Below are 18,769 nucleotides of genomic sequence, written 5' to 3' on the forward strand. Positions count from 1 at the left end.
CCCTGGAGTAGTTGTCATGCCTGCCTCGCTTCTCGCTTCTCAATGAGGTGGGTGCCATCGTCGGGGTTAGCGTGCCGCGGAGGTATGAGATCGCGGTGAGAGCCGGCCCTGGGGTCAGGCGAGGATGTTCACCGCCCGGGCCACCACGAGGCCCACCGTGACGAAGGACAGCAGCTCTTGGGCGAGCATCGCCATCTTCACCCGCCTGGACAGCGGCAGGGTGTCGGTGGGGCTGAACGCGGTGGAGTTGGTGAAGCTGATGTAAAGGTAGTCGGCGAAGGTCGGCGTCCAGTCGGTCTGCCCCATGCTCATCTGCGGGAAGAGGAGCTCCGGTGGGCGGTCACGGCCCACGCTGCGGGCGTGCGGGCCGCCCTGGTCGATCTCCCAGAGCACGAGCGCGAAGACGACGACGTTGGTCAGCCACACGCCGACTGCGGCGACGATGAGCTCGCGCCCGTTGGCTCGGCCGCCGGCAAGGAGCAGCCGGGTGATGGCGACGAGGGAGACGGCGTTGGCCGCGGCGATCACGCCGACCAGGGCCAGGGACAACGCTCGTGCGTCGCGCGACTCCCGGGTCAGCCGCGTCGGGTTGGCCAGCAGCAGCCCGACGAGCAGCGCCACCTCCAGGGCCGGAACGATCCAGCGGGGTCCGGACGTGAGGCGGTCGGGCAGGGCCAGGTGCAGGCCGGCCGCGGCGGCCACGGCGGCCGCGGCGCCCCACCGTGACTCTCCCTCGGTCCGGCGCCCTCGGTGCACGTCGCCGCCGCTCAGCCTTCGGGGTCGAGCCGGTAGCCCGCGCCCCGGATGGTGCGGATGGTGTCTCGGCCGAAGGGACGGTCCACCTTGTCGCGCAGGTAGCGCACGTAGACGTCGACGACGTTGGAGGCGCCGTCGTAGGCGAAGTCCCAGACGTGGTCGATCAGGGCGGTGCGGCTGTGCACCTCGCCGGGGCGGCGCATCAGCTCGTGCAGGAGCGCGAACTCCTTCGGCGACAAGGCGATGTCCACATCCCCGCGGCGAACGAGCCGTGATGCGGGGTCGAGCATCAGGTCACCGACCTGAAGCACCGCCGGTCGTTCCAGCGGGTCGCGCCGGGTGAGCGCGCGGATCCGGGCGTAGAGCTCGGCAAGGGCGAACGGCTTGGTCAGGTAGTCGTCGGCGCCGGCATCGAGGCCTCGGACGCGGTCCGGTACGGCGTCGCGGGCGGTCAGCATGAGCACCGGCACCCAGCGACCCTCGGCGCGGATGCGGCGACACACCTCGAAGCCGTCGGGCGGGGGGATCATGGCGTCGAGCACTACCGCGTCGTAGGCGTTCTCCGACACGCTCCACAGAGCCTCGTCGCCGGTGGCGGCCACGTCCACCGCGTATCCCTCGCGCTGGAGGCTGCGCGCCAGCAGGGACCTCATGCTCGGCTCGTCCTCGACGACCAGCAGCCGCATGGTCATGAGCCTAGACACCTTCGCGCCCTCACGTTCGGCCTCGGCCTCCGCCGCTGCTGGGCGGTCCCACATGTTCTTCGGAGCGCTCCGTCTCGACGTCGCGCCGGCCGCCGTCTCCTCGCGTCGCCTGTGGCGTCCTGGTGGTTTCCACGAGGGCGGACAGCCGGGCGAGGTCCGCGTGCAGCCGGCCCATGTCGTCGCGGAGCTCATCGACCGCTGCTGCTCGTCGCCGGTCCCACTCCAGGTCGTACAGCGCTACCTGCGCGGCCATGCGGTTGGCGCGACGGGCCTGAAGGAGCACCAGCTGCAGGTCGCAGACCATCAGCCCGGACAGGCCGAGGGTGAGCAGGGCCACCGGGCCCTGGGCACGGTCGTGCCAGACGGCCACCGCGATGCCCAGGGCGACCAGGATGGGCAGTGACGCCACGAGCACCCACGAGCCGAGGACATCACCGGCCCGCTCGATCGCGCGTTCACCGGCGCTTCTCCGCTCTGCCCGCACCGCGGGGTGGAGCTCCCAGCCATGCCGATGTCGCAGACTGCCCATCTTGGCCTTTCGATCAACGCGGCGGCGCCGCGGCCCTCCGAGACAGCTGCTGTTCGTCATGGCGCAACGGTGCCGCGCCGAGCATGAGGGGACCATGAGAGGCTCCTGGCAAGAGCGCTGGGGACGGCCGTGTGGGCCGTCGCCGACGGACCTGAGTTTGCTCACGGCGGGCCGGTTCGGTCACGTCCGTTTCCCACACGAGGGTCCGGGTGTTCAGGGGACGCCTCCGTCGTGATCCTGGAGGTCCGGAAGGCCCGTCGAAGCGGGGGTGAGGTGCCGTGCGACTGATGCCGCACTCCCTGGGTGCGCGGGTGACGTTGGTGTTCGCGGTGGGGGCGGCAGCGGCTCTGGTGCTGTGCCTGGCCCTGCTGTACCTGATCCTGAGCCGGCAGCTGGTCACGGCGCTCGATGACGACTTGCGTGCCCGCAGCGCGGACCTGGTCGCGGCCGTCGCCGCCGGTGACGTGGAGGTCGTGGTCCGGGATCCCCTGGCGCAACTCTACGGCCCGGAGGGCGCGGTGATCGCCGGGTCCGCAGCACTGGGGGACAGCCGGCTCCTGTCACCGGACGGGGTGCACCGCGTCCGGGCTGAGGAGCTGCGGACCCGGCTCCTGGCGCGCGGGGAGGAGGCGCCCACTGCGGTGCGGGTGCTCTCGCAGCGGGTCGGCGGCGACGGGGTGCTCAGCGTGGCGGTGTCGGTGGAACCGCTGCACGAGGCCCGCAGACGGTTGCTCGAGGTCCTTGTCCTCGCCGCCCCGCTGCTGGTCGCCGTCCTCGCGGTTGCCGGCTGGCTGGTGGTCCGGGCGGCGCTGCGGCCGGTGGACGTCCTGACCCGCGAGGCGGCCGCGATCTCCACCTTCGAGGCCGCCCGCGGCCTGCCGCCGGTGCCCGGCGACGATGAGATCGCCCGCCTGGCCCGCACCCTCGACGCCATGCTCCGCCGGCTGCGGGTCGCCTTTGAACGCGAGCGGGCCTTCGTCGACGACGCCAGTCACGAGCTGCGTACCCCGATCGCCGTGGTGCTCGGCGAGCTGGAGCTGGCGCTGTCCGCGGTCGACGACCCCGAAGAGGTCGAACGGTCCCTGCGGGCGGCACTGGGCGAGGCCCAGCGGCTCTCCCGGCTGGCCGAGGACCTCCTGCTGTTGGCCCGCGCGCAGGCCGGGTCCCTGGTCATCCGCCGCGAGCCGGCCGACCTGCTCGATCTTGCCGTCACCGAGGCCGGGCGCCTGGCACCGGTGCTGGGGGCGCGCATCCAGGTGTCCGGCGAGCCGGCCACCGTGGTCGGGGACCCCGACCGGCTCCGGCAGGTGCTCACCAACCTGGCGCGCAACAGCGCCGCCGCAGGGGCGACCACGGTGCGCGTGCGCGTGGCCCGCGACCAGGCCCGGGCCATCCTCGAGGTTGCCGATGACGGACCCGGCTTCCCGCCGGGCGCCCGTGACCAGGCCTTCGAACGGTTCGTCCGCGGCACCGGCCCACGCACCCCGGGCGGCTCGGGAGCGGGACTGGGCCTGTCGATCGTGCGGGCCATCGTCACCGCCCACGGTGGCACCGTCGAAGCGAGGAACGGGGACCCGCTCGGCGGGGCGGTGGTCACCGCACGGTTGCCCCTCGCCTGACCAGAGACCGGCCCCTGGCGCATCACGTGGCGCCTGGGCCGGTCTCGACCGCGGTCGTGCGCTCGGGCACTTACGGACCGGCGCTGGTGACGGGAGCGCCGGCGAGGGTTCCGGAGGTCGACGGGGGCCCGCCCGGGGCAGCGCCGGGTCGGATCCAGCCGGTGGGCGGGCGGTTCGCCGCCTTTGGTGATTCCGCGGAGCGGCGGGCGGCTCGGTGCAGCCACCAGGTGAGTGCCATCAGGGCGGTGAAGCTGAGCAGGCCGATCGCGAGGTCGCCGTGTCCGATGGCTGCGGCGCTGTCCCATCCGGCGTGCAGGCAGATGGCGGCGACTAGGACGGCGAGGAAGCGCAGTGAGGCGAGGCCGCGGCGGCGGGCGTCGGGCACGGCGAACAGCGCGGCGCAGGCCAAGCCGGTCCAGGCGGCATGGCCGCCGAGGCTGCCCAGGCCTCGCAGCGCCAGCAGGTGGTCGACCGGCTGCAGGTTGCCGCCGGTGCGCAGCAGCACGGTGAAGGCGTATCCCATCGTCTCGACGGCGGCGAACGCGCTGCCCACGGCGACGCCGAGGACCAGCCCGTCCACGGCGCGCGGCCGGGTGTGCCGCCAGGCCAGCCAGGCCAGGAATACCGCCGGCACGGCGAGCTTCGCGCACTCCTCGATGAGGGCCACGATCGCGAACGGCAGCCAGCCCAGGGTGCGGGCGGCGTCGAACTCCAGGGTCCCGGCGAGGATGCCGCCGAGAACACCGCCCAGCACGGCAGCGGTGAGGATGTTCGGCAACGACAGGTGGGTGTGCGCGACCGCGGTGACGAAGGTGGTCAGCGTCACCGGGACGATGGCGGCGCCCAGGAGCAGCAGGCACGGAAGGAAGATCGGGTCACCCGTGTCCAGCGTGACGGCGCCGACGGCGCCGAAGAGCACGAGCCCGGTGACCAGGACGGCGAGCCAGCCCAGGCGGGGCCAGGATGCCGGTGTGGTGGAAGTGCGATGCGCGAGGGCGTTCACTGGATTCTCCTAGAGGTGGTGTCTCGGAATGGATGCGTGTCGGAGGACGGGTCGGCGAGCCATGCAGCGAAGCCGGAGGGCACAGGCCCCTCGGGCGACCCCGTGGCGACCCTGTGGAGGATGTCGTAGACGATGGCCCCGTCGACCGTCTCCGTCTCGAGCAGCAGGTGGGTGACCTTGTCCAGCGCGCTGCGGTGTCCGGCCAGCAGGGCGGCGGCACGTTCGTCGGCCTCGTTGAGGAGCCGGGTAACCTCGGCGTCGACCCGCCGTTGCGTGTCGTCCGCGTACGGGCGATCGGGTCCGCCGTCCAGGCGGCTTGTCGGCGAGGGCGGATATGCCACCGGGCCCAGCCGGGACAGGCCGTACTCGAGGACCATGCGCTGGGCCAGCTGGGTGGCTCCGGCGAGGTCGTCGGCCGCCCCGGTCGAGGCCTGCCCGAGGACCACCAGCTCGGCGGCCCGTCCGGCCAGCCGGACGGTCAGCAGGTCCGTGAGGTACTGCTCGGAGTAGAGGCGCCGCTCGTCCACCGGCAGCTGGTGGGTGGCGCCCAGTGCCGTCCCCGCGGGCAGGATGGTGATCTTCGCGACCGGGTCGGCGGTCGGGGACAGTGCCGCCACGACGGCATGGCCCGACTCGTGCACGGCGACCCGGCGCCGCTCGTCCGGCAGCAGGGCGCTGGTCTCGGGACGGCCCAGGATCAGCCGGTCGCGGGCGGCATCAAAGTCGGCGGCGCGAATCGTCCTCCTGTTCGCCCGCGCCGCGCGCAGCGCCGCTTCGTTGACCAGGTTGGCTAGGTCGGCGCCACTAAACCCCGGGGTTCCGCGGGCAAGGGCGTGCAGGTCCACGTCCGCGCTGAGGTGCTTGTCGCGGGTGTGGACGGCCAGGATGCGTTCCCGATCGGCCAGGGCGGGCAGCGGAACCGTGACCTGGCGGTCGAAGCGCCCGGGCCGCAGCAGCGCGGGGTCCAGGATCTCGGGGCGGTTGGTGTTCGCCAGCACGACGACCGAGGTGTTCTGAGTGAACCCGTCCATCTCCGCGAGGAGTTGGTTGAGGGTCTGCTCGCGCTCGTCGTTCCCGGCGATGCCGGCCACGCCGCGGCGACCGCCGATCGCGTCGATCTCGTCGATGAAGACGATCGCGGGCGCGCTGGCGCGGGCCTGGGCGAAGAGGTCCCGCACGCGGGATGCGCCCAGCCCGGCGAAGATCTCGACGAAGCTGCTGCCGGTGGCCGCGTAGAAGGGCACGTTGGCCTCGCCGGCGACCGCGCGCGCCAGCAGGGTCTTGCCGGTGCCCGGCGGTCCCACGAGCAGCACGCCGCGCGGGCCCCTGGCGCCGGTCTCGAGGTAGCGGTCCGGGTGCTGGAGGAAGTCCACGACCTCCCGCACCTCCTCCTTGGCCCCGTCGTAGCCCGCGACGTCATCGAACGTGGTGTGCGGCCGCTCGGCGTCGGAGACCTTGGCCTTCGTGCGGAAGGTGCTGGCCAGCCCACGGCGCCCCATCCAGACCATGGCGCCGATCAGCAGCAGCATGGGCAGGAACGACGCCACCACCTGGGCGAGTGAGCCGCCCTGCTGGAAGAGTGAGCCGCCCTGCTGGAAGGCCGACACGTGCACCCCCGCCTGCTCAAGCTGGTGGGACAGGTCGGTCGTGGTCAGCGCCCACACCGGTGCCTGAGTGACGAAGTCCTTGCCGCTGGTCAGCACGCCGGTGACCTGCCCCTGGCTGCCCACCGCGACCGAGGACACGTCATGGTGCCGTACGTCCGACAGGAACGTGCTGTAGGACAGGTGCTCCGTGCCCTGTGAGCCGAGGAGCCCGGGACCGAAGGACAGCAAGAGAAGCAGCACCACGCCGAACGGCAGCGCCCACCGTGGCCACATCGGCTGCCACCTGGGAGAGCCGCCGGGTCCGGGCCGACGATCATGGCCCGTCCCGGACCGAGCGGTCGGACGGTCCGTCCGCTGTTGGCTCGATGGTGCTTGGAACGTTGGCATGGTGGGCTCCTTCGGGTGCGTCGTCGCGATCCACCCTGCTAAGCCACCGATGAGAAGCCGATGAGAAGCGGGGGCGGCCGCCAACAGCGCGACGGCGCTGCCGGGAAGTGCCCGCCCAGACGCCAGTTCTCCTCAGGCCGACAGCAGTCGGCGGGCCGCAGCGGCGATGTGCGCCGCGTCGATCCCTGCCCACGCCGGCAATTCCTGTCCCGAGCCGGAGCCTGGCATGTCGCGCATGGCCGGGTCTCGAGGTGGCCTAAACCAAGCCGGCGGACAGCAACTGCCACGGCGGCCGCGAGGGGAGCATCATCGTGGGGCCCGACCCACCATGCGCCCGACGAGCGGGAGCTCCGTGAGCCCTTCGGCGTCGGCCATCGCCAAGCCCTGCCCGGCAAGAAGGTCGAGGGTCCCTACGGCGGCGAAGCGCGGCACCCAGCGTGGGCCGTACTTGGCGTTGAAGCGCCACAGCGACTCGATCTGCATGTTGTTCGACGCCCGCCGGAGCAACTGGCGCGCGAGCCGCGCCGTGGCGGTTACGCCGTTGTCGCCGGCGACGATGCGGCGTCCGACCGCGAAGTTGAGGCCGAGCGCGGTGCCACCGGCCTGTCGAACCCACCAGATCGTCTCGACGATAAGGAAGTCCATGATCCCGTTGGGAAGGTCCGGCGCCATGCTGCGGCGCATGACGTCGAGCGACCACCCGGGCAGCTTCGTGGCGGGCACCCACTGGCTGAATGCCTGGGCCCGCCCGGCGGCGTCGCGCGCGACGGCCACCACAACGCCAGTGTCGGCGGGGTCGAACAGGCGCGAGAGGGTCATCGAGAACCCACGTTCGCCTTCTCCCCTCCGGCTCTGCCCCGCCAGGCCCAGCAGCTCGGCGCGTGTGGCGGGATCGAGGTCGGCGGTGCCGTGGAACGCAATGGTGTAGCCCGCCGCACGGACCCGCCGGTGCGCCCGGCGCACGCTCTGCATCGCGTGCCCCTCGAGCTTGAAGGTGATGCAGTCGACCACCGCCTCGTCGCCCAGATACACGGGGCGCAGACCGCTGGCCTCGTAGATACCGAGCCAATCTTCTGCGGCCCCCAGAACCGCGACGGACCAGCCCGACCGCTCGGCGTGCGCGGTGAAGTCCGCCCAAGTCTCCCTCGCCTCCTCCGCGGGCCCGATGGGGTCAGGGGAGACGAGGCAGATGCTTCCGCGCACCGAGTGGGCGACGACGCTGCTCCCGGTGAAGAACCACTGCTTGTCGTCCCGCAGCGCGAAGTAGTCCAGCGTCCCACCGCCGTAGCGCAGCACCACCGACCGTGCCCGCTCCCGTTCGCGACGGTGATCTTCCCCCACGAGCGGCTCCGGGACGCGCGGGCTGAACAGCAGCCATGCGACGCTGCCGAGCAGGGCCAAACCCATCGCGGCGAGAACCACGGCCGCGAACCTACCGGTGAAGGGCGGGGGTACGCGTCCAGCCCCGCCCAGATCCCTGAGGACGAGACCGACGAAGTCATCCACCTCGCCCACACCACGGGCCATCTGGGCGAGAACGAGCGAGACCACCACCACCGCGACCGTGCCGCAAACGCCGACCACGACCGCCCGTGCCGCGGCGGCCTGGGAGGGGAGCACGGGGAACGCGCGGCGGCGAAGGCCCAGCCAGATCACGGCCGCGGCCGCCATGGCAGCCTCCTCCACGTCGAGCCCTTTCGTGACATGGAGCATGACCGAGGCAAACAGCAGCAGCTCCGCCACGACCCACGCCAACCGGTGGCCCCGGCGCAGCCCCAGCGCGGTTAGCAGCAGTGCGAAGGACACGAAGACCAGAGTCAGGACCGCTGTCGTGGGCACCACCACGGGCACGACGTCGAGCACCGCGGCGAGCCGCCCGCGCAACGGCCGGGACAGCGCTGACAGCAGCCCCACGGCACCGATCGCCGCCGCGACGTAGGCCGCCCGCCGGCGCGATCGGTCCCGGCGCAACCACGGGTCCGCACCAGCGGGTATTCGACGGGGGGATGGGGCGACAGCGCCCATCACGCCCTCGGGTGGGCGTCGCGACGGATGAGTATGCGGAAGTTCTCCCACGTCATCTCGTAGGCGCCATCAACGAGCAATGCGCGGTGCAGGGGGATGGCGCCCGCTAGGACGACGTAGCAGGGTCCGCTTGTGTTTGTCCTGATGGCCATACCTTCCCGCCAGGCTCGATCCACAACAAAATGCACGCAGCTCGTCAGCTCGTCGAGTCGACCAAGCTCAGAGGTTGCTCAGGGATTGCGGTGCTCAACCAGGTCGTAGATGTCGAACTGAGGCTGTGGCAGCGCGCTGCGCTCGATAGCCTCCTGCACTCGCTGCTCGCCGACCGCAGCGGTCACCGCGTCCGCCGACTCCCAGACGTCGACGACCATCACGCCGTCCGGCGTCTTGGCGAGGGCGTGCCACACCGCTCCTCGTTGCCGCGCAACCTCATTCATCACCGGGGTGAGGTGCTCGAGGACCTTCTCAGCGAGCTCGTCGGGGTTCCCTGTCATCCTCGCGACCACAAGCACGGCCATGGTCATCACCTTCGTCATCGACGCGCCTAGTCCACGCTACGCCTCAGTCCGAAGACGGGGCCGGGTGAGGCCGTGCAGCAGCCTGCTACTTGGCCTCGACCCACTCATGGGTCATTGCCGGAGCGGTACGAGCAATAGGGCCGGCCGCGGTCGTTGGTCAGCGGGGCGGAATGACGTCGTGATCTTGGAGCTCCGGTCTGGCGCGGACGAAGCGGAGTGGGTGGCGGTAGGAGGTGCCGGACCAGGCGACGTCGGCGGTGACCTCGACGACGAGGGGTTCGATGGGGTGACGTCGATGGGTTGTTATGTCCCGGGCCAAGCGGTCGACAGCGCCGCGGGGGATGCGGGTGGGCCAGGGCTGCTCACCGACGGGCGGGTTCGTCCCTTTCATCGCAGCGGTTCGTCGAGCCTGGACAGGCGCAGCAGGTAGCACTGGGGGTAGGTCGGGTCGCACACGACGACCGCGGTGAACGCGACGTCGAACTGGTCGGTGACCTCACGGCCTTCCCATATCCCGGCCCGGTGAAGTCGGACTTCCACCAGCTTGTTCATGCGCGCACGGGGGTCGGCCTGCACGCATCAGTTTCCCACGCCCACGCCGCGCGGGTCCAGGTACGAGGCGCGCCAGGACGCTGCTGATGCTTTGCCCCGATGCGCCGATTCATCGTTCGCCCCCGACGCTGCCCGATCTGCGGCGTGTCCGCGGGCAGTCCGTGCCCGGTCCGAGTCCGGCGACGTGCACCGACGCGCGCGGTGCCCCCGTGCCAGTGGTGTGGCAGCACGGGCCCCGAGCGTGGCAGCGGTGTGGCAGCGACGGACGAGAGTGTTGATCTGTCAGTCAGTACACACACCAAAGGAGAAGCACATGGCTGCGATTGAGAACGTGGTGGTCGTTCGGTTCACTGAGCCGAGCAAGGCCTACCAGGCGCTAAGCGCGCTCAAGGACTGCGACGCCGAGGGTCGGATCGCGCTGCGATCCGCGGCGGTCGTGGAGCGCACCCCTGAGGGATTCCTGCGCACTCCCGAAGCCGCCGACAACATCGGTCTCGTCGGCACTGCGAGCGGCTCGCTGCTCGGGATGCTCATCGGCGTTCTGGGCGGACCGGTCGGAGTCCTCGTGGGCTGGGGCGCCGGTGCCGTGATGGGCGGAGCGTTCGACATCGGTCGTGCCGTGAAGTCGGACGAGGCGCTCACCGAACTGGGCAGGGCGATTCCGCCGGGATCCACGGCGGTGATCGCGACCGCGGCCGAACCGGCGGTCGAGGTGATCGACGGGGAGATGAGGAAGCTGGAGGGCGAGGTCACGCGCCGTCCCGTCGGCGACGTCATGGACGAACTCGAGGCAGCGGAGGATGCCGCCGAGGCGGCTGCCCGCGAAGCGCGGCGCGAGCTGCGCGAGAAGCGGAAGACGGAGCTGAGCGCGAGCGTCGACGCGCGCGTCGGAACGCTCAAGGAGAAGCTCCACATCTCCTGACGGCGATCCGCCGCGCAACGGCGATGTGTTGCGGATGAAGTGATCATCCGGTCAGGACCCGTCGGCCCGAAGGCCGGCGGGTCTCGACGTGCTCGATGATCAGCCGTACCGACGGCGGACGAGTTCGTGCCACGGTTGTGCCACGGATTCGGCCCCTGCCACGGTTCCGCCACGGGCCGATCCAGCGTTTTTGCGCGGGATTGCGCGTCATCGCGAAGGTCTGCGAAACTCATCACCAGAGCCTCGAGATCCGTGGAATCCAGCGGAGTTCTCGGGGCTCGGTGAGATCTATCAGCCGTCTTGGCTGGGTGGGGCGGAAGATTCGCCGACCGGGAGAAGGTCGGGGGTTCGAATCCCCCTAGCTCCACTCCTTGAAGGCCGTTGGTTCGGGTGAAAGCCCAGATCAGCGGCCTTCGGCATTCCCGGGAGTCCTCGATAGGCAGGGCCTGATCATCGACGAGCGGCGCTACTACGACGTCGCGGACCAGCTCGAGCAGCTCGGGCTCAGCGAGTAGCCCGTGCCGGCGCTTCGAGTGCAGTTGGCCGAACTCCGACGATGCTCACATCCACCAGATCGGCGACCTCCAGTCACCCTGGATGGATCAGGACCCCAGTCGTCGATGACCGGAGCCACTTCGTCATCATCGAGTTTGCACACTTCCCTGGCAGGCTCAGCCCACTTCGCCCGTCTGGTTACCGTCCTGCCCCTCGAGGGCTGCCGTGGGTGTGGGGGCGTGGCGGTAAAGCCACGGGCGGCAGACGCTGCTTGGGCCCGCCCCTGTCACGTCATCGCCATGGGCGATGTCATCCGCGTCAGTGGCGCGCACGAGGGGTTGTCCATGGACCCGATGAATGCTCCGATGGGCAGGCTGATGCCGCCGGCGGCTCAGAGTCGGCGTCAAGCGGCTGGAGGAGCACATGGACGTGGATCGCAGCGCGCCGGTCCAGAGGCGTGACGCCCTAGAAATCGACGCGTCGCCGGACGTCGTATGGTCAGTATTGACCGATCTTGAGTCATGGCCGGACTGGATGCCCGGGGTGAGATCGGTCGAAGTAGAAGGTCCATTCGCGGTGGGGATGCAGTTCCGGTGGAAGTCGGGTGGGACTCGCCTCGTCTCTACGGTGATGGACGCCAGCCCCGGGCACTCCGCGGGCTGGCGCGGCAAGACGTTGGGGATTGAGGCGTCGCACGTCTGGCGTCTGCAGAGCCAAGACGGGCGCCGGACGCATGTAGTTACCGAGGAATCGTGGTCCGGAGTGCTGCCGCGCCTGTTCCGGCGCTACGCGGAGAGGATCGTGAGCAAGGCCTTGGCCGAGGGTCTCGCCGCGCTAGGAGCCGAGGCCGCGAGGCGTAAAAGGCCTCCGCATTGAGTTCCTTCTGCAGCTCACGGGGCAGGTATGACAGCAGCTCACGGGGCAGGTATGACAGCCCGACGCAGGGACCCGCTGTCCCCCTGGCTTCCAGGTGTGTCGTCGACGGTCGAAAAGTAGGCCAGGAACGACGGTCGAAGACTAGGCCACCTGACGGCAGGCGGGAGGTGACCACGAAGGGACGGTCAGCCGGCGACGATGGCGCCCAGCCGGGCGACCGCCGCGGCCTCGGCATCGTGGATCGCCGCGACGTGCGCGCTCATGGTCGCGAGGACTGCGGTGAGGCGCTCGTCGTCCAGTGGCGGGGCGTCGTCGTGCGCCGCGCGGAGCTGCCACAGTTCTTCGGCGGCCGCTGCCCGGTCGTCGGCTGTCGCGTCGCCCTCGGCGACCGCTCCCGTGACCGTCGCCGTCAGCTCCCGCAGCCGGGCGATCGCGGGGACGTCGTCCGGCAGGGCGCTCTCGGCGAGGGTATGCCAGCGGTCCGCGATCTCCCGCCACAACGGCGCCTCGGCGGCGAGCGCCGGCTCGTCGAGCACGACGGCGGCCTGCTCGAGCCCGTCGGCGAACAAGTCGCGCAGGTGACCGCCGTCCATCCCGGCGGGCTCGACGGCTTCCCACACATCGGCCAGCGCCCGCAGCAGGCCGCGCCCGTCGGCGAACACCGTCGGCCACCCCTTCTCCGCGCGGGAATCGACGAGCAGTCGAGACCATTTGCGCCAGGCGGGCAGCGCGAAGGACGTCGACGTACCGCCGAGGTGGTCGACGGTGGCCTGCAGCCCAGCGCGCACGGCGGTGCGCAGCTGGTCGGCCGACACCACCGTGTCGGCGGAGCGGACGACGAGCATCGTGTTTTTGTAGCTGCCTACCCGGGCCCGTGCCCGGTCGACGTCGGCCGCCGGCACGGTCAGCGGTGCGAGCGTCCGGTCGTCGACGTGCACGCGGCCACCGGATCGGTCCTCTGAGAGGGCGTAGGCGACGACCGGGTGGCCGCCTGCGCCGTCGAGCAACGCGGGCACGTGCCAGTAGCCCATGTGGTAGCGGTCCGGCCACACGATCGCCGGGTCCCCGCCTGCCAGAGCCGACCTCAGTGCTCTCGCTGCGCCCGCCGCGCCACCGGTGCGCGACCAGGTCACGTCGAGGCCCAATCGGTCGACCGTGGTGGTCAGGCGCCGGTCGAAGTACTGCCACGAGTGCGCGAACCCGAGGGTGACGATGCGGCTGTCGTCGTGGGCGAACTCCCACAGGATGTAGCCGGCCCCGAGACCACCACCGACCACGAAAAGCAGCGGCTCGGTCAACGGCCCGTGCGGTCCGGTGACGCCGCGGTGCGCGAGCACGTTCGTCAGCGCGGCGGTATCCGGGTCGGCGCCGCCACGCAGCGCCCACCCGGCGTCCACGATCGGGTCACCCGCCCCGCCGGCGGGGCGGAGTACGTGAGCCCGGGCGACGGCGTACCGCTCGCCGGTGCGAGCCATCCGCGCGCGCACGCGCGTCTTGAGTTGCTTGGCACTGGTCATGGTCGGATTTCCCGACTGCGCACGCGCCGGCCGGGCCCACGCACCGTCCGCCGCCGCAGCCGTAGTGTCCGGTCGTCCGGGACGTCAGGCCGTGCAACGCCTCGAGGCTCTCGAAGTCCCCTTTGCCCCGCGTCGCCGGCCCGCGTGGAGGACCGGTCTGGGGTTGGGCGTGAGGCACGCCGGGCTCAGTTTACGAGGTCCGAGTCTCGTCCGACAACAGCGACATGGGCATGCTCGGCGGGCCATTGCGTGTGGTGACGAGCGTGCGGACCGATCCCATGCGCGGGTCGAGCCGTTCGCGGGCCTTCGTTAACTTCCTGTGGCGCCCCGGCCAGGCGTCAGGGGGCGAGCCCACCCTGGAGTGCCGGCACAGGACATGCGCGGCTTGTACGAACTGCCGCCGCCACACATCCACGTCTCCCGGCCGTGCAGGTGCGGAGACCTTGGCGACGCGTTGTGCGGTCACGGCTTCAGCAGCCCGGACGGCGAGACCCCCGGATGACGCGAGGAGATCCTGACGCGCAGTACCGCAGGACGGATCAGGAGCTTCAGCGGCGGTTGCAGCGTCACCGCCTCGCCGTCGATCCCCAGGTGGACCGGCTCCGGAGCGTCGATGACCACGGAGCTGGCAGTCCACGCCCGACCGGCCTGATGCCGGGGCCCATCGGGCAGGTCCAGGATCACGATGCCAAGCTGCCCGCCGGCCAGCGTGGGGCGGGTCCCAGTCACGAGCGGGCGGTTCAATGCGTAGGGGTTGTTGGACACGAGCACGACGGCCGGACGCGCGTGCTCGCGACCCCGGTCATCGACGACCTGTACTGCGGGGGCCGCTCCGCTCGGTCCGAGCACCGCCCGAACCGTCTCCGCGAGGGTCCGCACCTTCGCATCGCGGTACTCGGAGCGCTGTATCGCGTCGCCGTAGATCCCCAGCGAGACATTGTTGAGGAACAAGCGCTCGTCGACCTGGCCCACGTCGATCCGGCGCTCGACCCCTTCGGTGAACGCCTCCAGCGCTCCCACGAGGTCGCGCCGATCTACACCGAGATCGAGGGCGAAGTGGTTGCGGGTCCCGGCCGGGATACACACGAAGGCCAGCCCGTGGGAGACCGCCGCTGTCGCCACGACGGCGAGCGAGCCGTCGCCGCCGGCCACGCCTAAGCCGTCGGCGCCCGCGCGCACCGCGTCGGCGACGAGCTCATCGAGGCTAGTTTCCGGGCCGAAGGTGAAGATCTCGATCCCAAGCGCTCGTGCGCGCCCGGCGAGGTCGGCCCGCGCCGCCTTTCCCCCGCCCGAGGTCGGGTTGATGAACAGCACGGGCCGTCGCAACGGGGCGGCCGGAGTCCATCCGTGTCGCAGGGGGCTGGGCCGGGGCAGCTCCGGCGCGCTCATCGGGTCGCTCACAACCAACCGACGCGCCGGAAGTTCCAGTGGAGCGCCCAGACAGCGGCGACCATGACCACCAGCGCGAAGGCGTAGCCAAATGGCCACGTAAGTTCGGGGATGTGATGGAAGTTCATGCCGTAGATCCCGGTGATGATCGTGGGCGCGGCCGCGATCGCGGCCCATGCCGACACCTTTTGCATGATCTCGTTCTGACGGACGGTGACGCGCGACAGGTTCGCACTGAGCAGGCCGTCGAGGCGGCCCGACAGCAGCTCCACCTCCTCGGATAGTCGGCGAGCGTGGTCGCTGGCATCACTCAGGAGGGCGCGCACGCCGTCTGGGGACATCACCGGCTCGCCGCGATGGAGGGTGTCGAACACGGCGAGCACGGGATGCACCGCCCGACCGAGCTGGTCGACGCGGCGGTGGTGGAGGTAGATGGATTCGCTCTGATCGCGATCTCCCTGGAAGACCGCCTGCTCGATCCGCTGAGCCCGATCGAGGAGAAGGTCGGTCACGCGCTCGGCATCGTCGACCACCGTGTCGAGCACGGCCCACACGGCGGCCATCGGGCCGAGCGCCGTGACCGCCGGATACCCGTCGATGCGCCGGCGGATGCTGCCGGAGACGTCGCCGGCCGAGCGGCTGACCACGATGGCGTACCGCGCTCCCACGAAGACGTCGAGCTCGCCGATGTCGAGCTGTCCCGTCGCCTCCTCGTAGCGAACAGTCTTGACGACGATGAAGACGCAGTCACCGTACTGCTCCAGCTTGGGGCGCTGGTGGCCCTCGAGTGCGTCCTTGACGGCGAGCGCTGGCAGGTCGAAGCATCCGCTGAGCTCGTCGAGTTCCCCGCCGGCGGGCTGGCTCACCGCTACCCACACGAACCCCGGCCCTTGGCGGGACAGGCGAGCGGCGTCGGCGATGCTTGTCGCCTCCGCGTCGCGAGCGCCGGCGTGGTACCGCGCGGAGTCAACTAGCAAGGCCGGTCCAGGCTGACCGGCGGCACTCGCGCGCTCAGGCTGCCGGTCGGTGGCAAGGGCTCGACGGGTTTGGTCACCTGCTCGCCTCCCAGGATGCCGCCGAAGGAGCCTGCTCCCGAGCCTTGCTGACGGAGTCAATTGAACACAGGGTAGTGCGCGCGACGACGCAAACAACAGCACGCGCTGCGTGCGGCTGTAGGCACCATCCGGTCTGCCTCTTGTCCGTGCGCACACCGAGCGGGATCGTCTAGATGGTGGATCACGCTCATGCCAGGAGGAGACGACGATGACCCTGACCAGCACGACGGCCCTGACCAGCACGAGCTGCTTCGGGGAGCCGGTGGACGTCGGCAGCGCAGGCTTGGACGCGGTCCGATGACGAGTCCTGCCGGCGCTGACGCATCGGTGCCACGCACGTCAGCCGCGCGTCCCGCCGGGCCGCCGTCGGAGCGCCTCGCCGCGCGCCTGGAGGTGCGCGACGCGACGCCGCCGGCCGTGCTCGACGACCTCACACGGCTCGACCTGGCGGCGTACCGAGCGATCGCCGAGACCCCGACGCCCACGCTCGACGAACCGCTCCGCCGGCTGTCCATCGTCGCGAGCCACTCCAAGCTCTGGATGGGGATCGCCGCGCTCATCGCGGCGTTCGGCGGGCCTTCGGGTCGTCGCACGGCCGTCACGGCGCTGACGGCGGTGGGGGTGAACTCACTCGTCGTCAACCTCCCGCTGAAGCTGCTCGGCCGACGCGCCCGGCCGGACCGTGCGGCAGCACGCGTGTCGCCGACCCGCCATGTCCCGATGCCGACGTCGCCCTCGTTTCCTTCCGGTCACGCGGCGTCCGCGTTCGCCTTCGTCGCTGCGGTGGCGCGGACGATGCCCGGGGTGGCCCGCTACATGAGGGCATTGGCGTACCTCGTCGGCTACTCCCGTGTCCACACCGGCGTCCACTATCCCGGCGATGTCATCGTCGGGGCCTTCATCGGCACGGCGATCGGCGAGTCCGTCGCCTACGCCGCGAGCCCTCGCCCGCGTAGTTGGTTGTAGCGCCGACGGCGGTCCGGGCGACCACGAGCCCGGCAGTCAGTGGATCAGCCTCTCGAGCAGCAGCAGCACGACCCCGAGAGCTCCCTCGACAGCCGCGAACAGGCCTGCGCGCAGCCATGTCGCGCCGGCGCGGCGGCCGGCGACGAATCCCCAGCAGACGATCTGGGCGATCGCTGCGGCCATCGCGAGCGCCGCGCCGGTCTCGCGCGACCACACACCGACCCACGCGAGCGCGAGCGCGAGCGTGGGGACGACCGCCGCTTCGACCAGTGGCCATTCGCGGCGCGCGATGACGAGCGCGTCGCGTCGCCGGAACGTCTCACCTGCCGTAATGCGCGCACCGACGACCTCCGACCACCAGTGCGCGAGCCAGAAGACGAGCATCGATCCGAAGGCGGAGAGCGTCATCTCCCGCGCGTCGCGTCCGGCCTCGAAGGCGAGCCCAACCACGGACGCGACGAGGAAGGATCCGTAAACGGCGGCGCCGAACCGCATGCTCGCACGCGAGCCGAACGGGACGTTCTCGCGGCCGCTGTGCGTCGCTCCCTCGTCGGGGAGGACGCCTCGATCAGAGGCATCCTGCCCGACCCGCTGATCGCCGCGGCGACGAGCACCGCCGTGAGCGCGCTGCTCCCGCGGTCGGTCCAGCGTCTGCATCGAGGCTTCCTGCTCCTCACCCATGGGTGGCCGCCTCCGCCCCGCTCGGGGACCGGAAAAGCTGGTCCAGCTCACCGGCCACGTGCCGAAGCAGGATCGCCAGCGCCACGTCGAACGTGCCGCGGACCAGTGCGAACGCGGCCACGAGCGCCACGAGCGCCATCGCACCGCCGCTGGGCTCGACGAACATCACGACGCCGAACGCGGCGAAAGCGATCCCGCCCACCGCTACCAGCACGGTCCGCGGGCCGCTGAGCGGCAGCACGAACGCCCCGACGAGCTCGATGACGCCAACTGCGATGGCCCAGAGGGCGATCGCGTAGAGGAGCGCCGTTGCCGACAGGTCGGGCCACAGCAGCACCGCTGCTCCGGCCAGGAGCCCGACCACTGCGTGCACGGCCAGCCAGAAGCGGTACCGCTTCGCCGCACCAGGCAGCCCGAACGCGGCCGCGGCAGACACGGACCCGCTCGCGATCGCGAGCACGCCCACCGCCGACACGATGGCCGTGAGGCCGACATCGGGCCAGACGAGCAGGACGATCCCGAACGCGATCGCGACCACGCCCCGCAGGGCGATCAGCTTCCAGACGCGGGCGAAGATCAGCTCGCCGGCCCGGAGCGCCGGGCCAGGGTCGTAGGTTGATTCCATCTTCATGTCCTCCTCCTCAGTCACGCCACGCCGTGGCGGCCTTGGCATTGAGCTCGTCGAGCTCCGCCAGGGCGTGCGTCTTCGCGTCGCGCCAGCCGTCGTCCGTTGCCGTGCCGGCGGCGGCGACGCGCGCGCCGATCGCCAGGCGGCGCTGCCGGAGGTCGGCGATCGCCGCCTCGGCCCGATCCCGCGCAACGCCGGTCTTCGTCGCCGCCTTGGTCTGCATACGGTCTAGGTACGCGTCCCATCGGTGCAGCTCCGCCTCGACTGCGCCTGTGAACTGCTCCTCGGTCGCCGCGAGCTCTGCCGCCATCCGGTGCTCGGCAATCTCGAGCGAGATGTCGAGCTGCTCGAGCCTCCCGGCGACGGCGGCCGCCTCCGTGCGACCCGAGGCCCGCGCGGCCTCCTCGTCGCCGTGCAGGGCGTCGACGTATCGCTGCATCCTGGACCGAGCGTTCGCCGTGCCTTCCTGCGCTCTCACCTCGAGACGGGCGATGCGGCGGCGGACGTCACTCAAGCGTTCCTCTGTTGCTGTGGCCATGG

General features: G+C 71.0%; 19 protein-coding genes. 5 read left to right on the forward strand and 14 right to left on the reverse strand.

The window, feature by feature from the left end:
• Positions 1–114: 114 nt before the first annotated feature.
• From FE374_RS03360 to FE374_RS03370, 3 genes are read right to left on the reverse strand one after another with little or no spacing between them, the layout of a single operon-like run.
• A complete protein-coding gene (locus tag FE374_RS03360; protein ID WP_223173630.1) occupies positions 115–756 on the reverse strand; it encodes a DUF1345 domain-containing protein in 642 nt (213 codons plus the stop codon).
• An 11-nt stretch (positions 757–767) separates the two neighbouring features.
• The gene (locus FE374_RS03365; RefSeq protein WP_139931297.1) at positions 768–1,442 is read right to left on the reverse strand and encodes a response regulator transcription factor; all 675 of its coding nucleotides are present in this window, start codon (positions 1,440–1,442) and stop codon (positions 768–770) included.
• 28 nt (positions 1,443–1,470) lie between these two features.
• Positions 1,471–1,989 carry a hypothetical protein gene (locus FE374_RS03370; protein ID WP_139927238.1) on the reverse strand — a complete coding sequence of 173 codons (519 nt, stop codon included), beginning with the start codon at positions 1,987–1,989 and terminating at the stop codon, positions 1,471–1,473.
• A 287-nt stretch (positions 1,990–2,276) separates the two neighbouring features.
• Here FE374_RS03370 and FE374_RS03375 point away from each other — a divergent pair, with 287 nt between their 5' ends.
• Positions 2,277–3,608 carry a sensor histidine kinase gene (locus FE374_RS03375; protein ID WP_139927239.1) on the forward strand — a complete coding sequence of 444 codons (1,332 nt, stop codon included), beginning with the start codon at positions 2,277–2,279 and terminating at the stop codon, positions 3,606–3,608.
• Between the two features lie 70 nt (positions 3,609–3,678).
• Here FE374_RS03375 and FE374_RS03380 read toward each other — a convergent pair whose 3' ends face one another.
• From FE374_RS03380 to FE374_RS19065, 5 genes are all read right to left on the reverse strand, one after another.
• Entirely contained in the window at positions 3,679–4,611 is a 933-nt protein-coding gene (locus tag FE374_RS03380; RefSeq protein ID WP_139927240.1) for a PrsW family intramembrane metalloprotease, read from the reverse strand.
• Positions 4,608–6,491, reverse strand: a complete 1,884-nt coding sequence (gene ftsH / locus FE374_RS03385; protein WP_223173631.1) for an ATP-dependent zinc metalloprotease FtsH — start codon at positions 6,489–6,491, stop codon at positions 4,608–4,610. The genes FE374_RS03380 and ftsH overlap by 4 nt, the downstream gene beginning before the upstream one ends.
• Positions 6,492–6,911: 420 nt before the next feature.
• On the reverse strand, positions 6,912–8,576 hold the full coding sequence (locus FE374_RS03390; RefSeq protein ID WP_168205560.1) for a bifunctional lysylphosphatidylglycerol flippase/synthetase MprF: 1,665 nt from the start codon (positions 8,574–8,576) through the stop codon (positions 6,912–6,914).
• 284 nt (positions 8,577–8,860) lie between these two features.
• Positions 8,861–9,148, reverse strand: a complete 288-nt coding sequence (locus tag FE374_RS03395) for an antibiotic biosynthesis monooxygenase (protein ID WP_168205561.1) — start codon at positions 9,146–9,148, stop codon at positions 8,861–8,863.
• Positions 9,149–9,535: 387 nt separating this feature from the next.
• The gene (locus FE374_RS19065; RefSeq protein ID WP_168205562.1) at positions 9,536–9,700 is read right to left on the reverse strand and encodes a hypothetical protein; all 165 of its coding nucleotides are present in this window, start codon (positions 9,698–9,700) and stop codon (positions 9,536–9,538) included.
• A 250-nt stretch (positions 9,701–9,950) separates the two neighbouring features.
• On the opposite strand from FE374_RS19065, the gene FE374_RS03405 reads away from it, so the two are divergent.
• From FE374_RS03405 to FE374_RS20265, 3 genes are all read left to right on the forward strand, one after another.
• Positions 9,951–10,622, forward strand: a complete 672-nt coding sequence (locus FE374_RS03405) for a DUF1269 domain-containing protein (protein ID WP_168205563.1) — start codon at positions 9,951–9,953, stop codon at positions 10,620–10,622.
• A 371-nt stretch (positions 10,623–10,993) separates the two neighbouring features.
• Positions 10,994–11,137, forward strand: coding sequence for a hypothetical protein (locus FE374_RS19070; protein WP_168205564.1), 144 nt, complete (start codon positions 10,994–10,996; stop codon positions 11,135–11,137).
• Positions 11,138–11,540: 403 nt separating this feature from the next.
• Positions 11,541–11,993, forward strand: a complete 453-nt coding sequence (locus tag FE374_RS20265) for an SRPBCC family protein (RefSeq protein WP_139927246.1) — start codon at positions 11,541–11,543, stop codon at positions 11,991–11,993.
• A 185-nt stretch (positions 11,994–12,178) separates the two neighbouring features.
• Here FE374_RS20265 and FE374_RS03415 read toward each other — a convergent pair whose 3' ends face one another.
• From FE374_RS03415 to FE374_RS03425, 3 genes are all read right to left on the reverse strand, one after another.
• Positions 12,179–13,510: a BtrH N-terminal domain-containing protein gene (locus tag FE374_RS03415; RefSeq protein ID WP_139927247.1), complete on the reverse strand. Its 1,332-nt coding sequence runs from the start codon at positions 13,508–13,510 to the stop codon at positions 12,179–12,181.
• A 462-nt stretch (positions 13,511–13,972) separates the two neighbouring features.
• On the reverse strand, positions 13,973–14,824 hold the full coding sequence (locus FE374_RS03420; RefSeq protein WP_168205565.1) for a diacylglycerol/lipid kinase family protein: 852 nt from the start codon (positions 14,822–14,824) through the stop codon (positions 13,973–13,975).
• 83 nt (positions 14,825–14,907) lie between these two features.
• Positions 14,908–15,876, reverse strand: coding sequence for a magnesium and cobalt transport protein CorA (locus tag FE374_RS03425; protein ID WP_168205566.1), 969 nt, complete (start codon positions 15,874–15,876; stop codon positions 14,908–14,910).
• A gap of 405 nt (positions 15,877–16,281) precedes the next feature.
• On the opposite strand from FE374_RS03425, the gene FE374_RS03430 reads away from it, so the two are divergent.
• Entirely contained in the window at positions 16,282–16,920 is a 639-nt protein-coding gene (locus FE374_RS03430; RefSeq protein ID WP_223173632.1) for a phosphatase PAP2 family protein, read from the forward strand.
• Between the two features lie 36 nt (positions 16,921–16,956).
• Here the strand turns inward: FE374_RS03430 and FE374_RS03435 are convergent, their stop codons facing one another.
• From FE374_RS03435 to FE374_RS03445, 3 genes are read right to left on the reverse strand one after another with little or no spacing between them, the layout of a single operon-like run.
• The gene (locus FE374_RS03435) at positions 16,957–17,601 is read right to left on the reverse strand and encodes a hypothetical protein (RefSeq protein ID WP_139927251.1); all 645 of its coding nucleotides are present in this window, start codon (positions 17,599–17,601) and stop codon (positions 16,957–16,959) included.
• Positions 17,594–18,232: an HdeD family acid-resistance protein gene (locus tag FE374_RS03440; protein WP_168205567.1), complete on the reverse strand. Its 639-nt coding sequence runs from the start codon at positions 18,230–18,232 to the stop codon at positions 17,594–17,596. Before FE374_RS03440 ends, FE374_RS03435 begins: the two co-directional genes overlap by 8 nt.
• A gap of 10 nt (positions 18,233–18,242) precedes the next feature.
• Entirely contained in the window at positions 18,243–18,668 is a 426-nt protein-coding gene (locus tag FE374_RS03445) for a sll1863 family stress response protein (RefSeq protein WP_168205568.1), read from the reverse strand.
• Positions 18,669–18,769: the final 101 nt, after the last annotated feature.

It is taken from the genome of Georgenia yuyongxinii, assembly GCF_006352065.1.
Lineage (GTDB): Bacteria > Actinomycetota > Actinomycetes > Actinomycetales > Actinomycetaceae > Georgenia > Georgenia yuyongxinii.

What these genes read in the sequence shown, in the direction of transcription:
- FE374_RS03365 (WP_139931297.1), bottom strand. Translation starts at nt 1,442, where the DNA reads ATGCGGCTGCTGGTCGTCGAGGACGAGCCGAGCATGAGGTCCCTGCTG.
- FE374_RS03370 (WP_139927238.1), bottom strand. Translation starts at nt 1,989, where the DNA reads ATGGGCAGTCTGCGACATCGGCATGGCTGGGAGCTCCACCCCGCGGTG.
- FE374_RS03375 (WP_139927239.1), top strand. Translation starts at nt 2,277, where the DNA reads ATGCCGCACTCCCTGGGTGCGCGGGTGACGTTGGTGTTCGCGGTGGGG.
- ftsH (WP_223173631.1), bottom strand. Translation starts at nt 6,491, where the DNA reads ATGTGGCCACGGTGGGCGCTGCCGTTCGGCGTGGTGCTGCTTCTCTTG.
- FE374_RS03395 (WP_168205561.1), bottom strand. Translation starts at nt 9,148, where the DNA reads ATGGCCGTGCTTGTGGTCGCGAGGATGACAGGGAACCCCGACGAGCTC.
- FE374_RS19065 (WP_168205562.1), bottom strand. Translation starts at nt 9,700, where the DNA reads ATGAACAAGCTGGTGGAAGTCCGACTTCACCGGGCCGGGATATGGGAA.
- FE374_RS20265 (WP_139927246.1), top strand. Translation starts at nt 11,541, where the DNA reads ATGGACGTGGATCGCAGCGCGCCGGTCCAGAGGCGTGACGCCCTAGAA.
- FE374_RS03415 (WP_139927247.1), bottom strand. Translation starts at nt 13,510, where the DNA reads ATGACCAGTGCCAAGCAACTCAAGACGCGCGTGCGCGCGCGGATGGCT.
- FE374_RS03435 (WP_139927251.1), bottom strand. Translation starts at nt 17,601, where the DNA reads ATGGGTGAGGAGCAGGAAGCCTCGATGCAGACGCTGGACCGACCGCGG.
- FE374_RS03440 (WP_168205567.1), bottom strand. Translation starts at nt 18,232, where the DNA reads ATGAAGATGGAATCAACCTACGACCCTGGCCCGGCGCTCCGGGCCGGC.
- FE374_RS03445 (WP_168205568.1), bottom strand. Translation starts at nt 18,668, where the DNA reads ATGCAGCGATACGTCGACGCCCTGCACGGCGACGAGGAGGCCGCGCGG.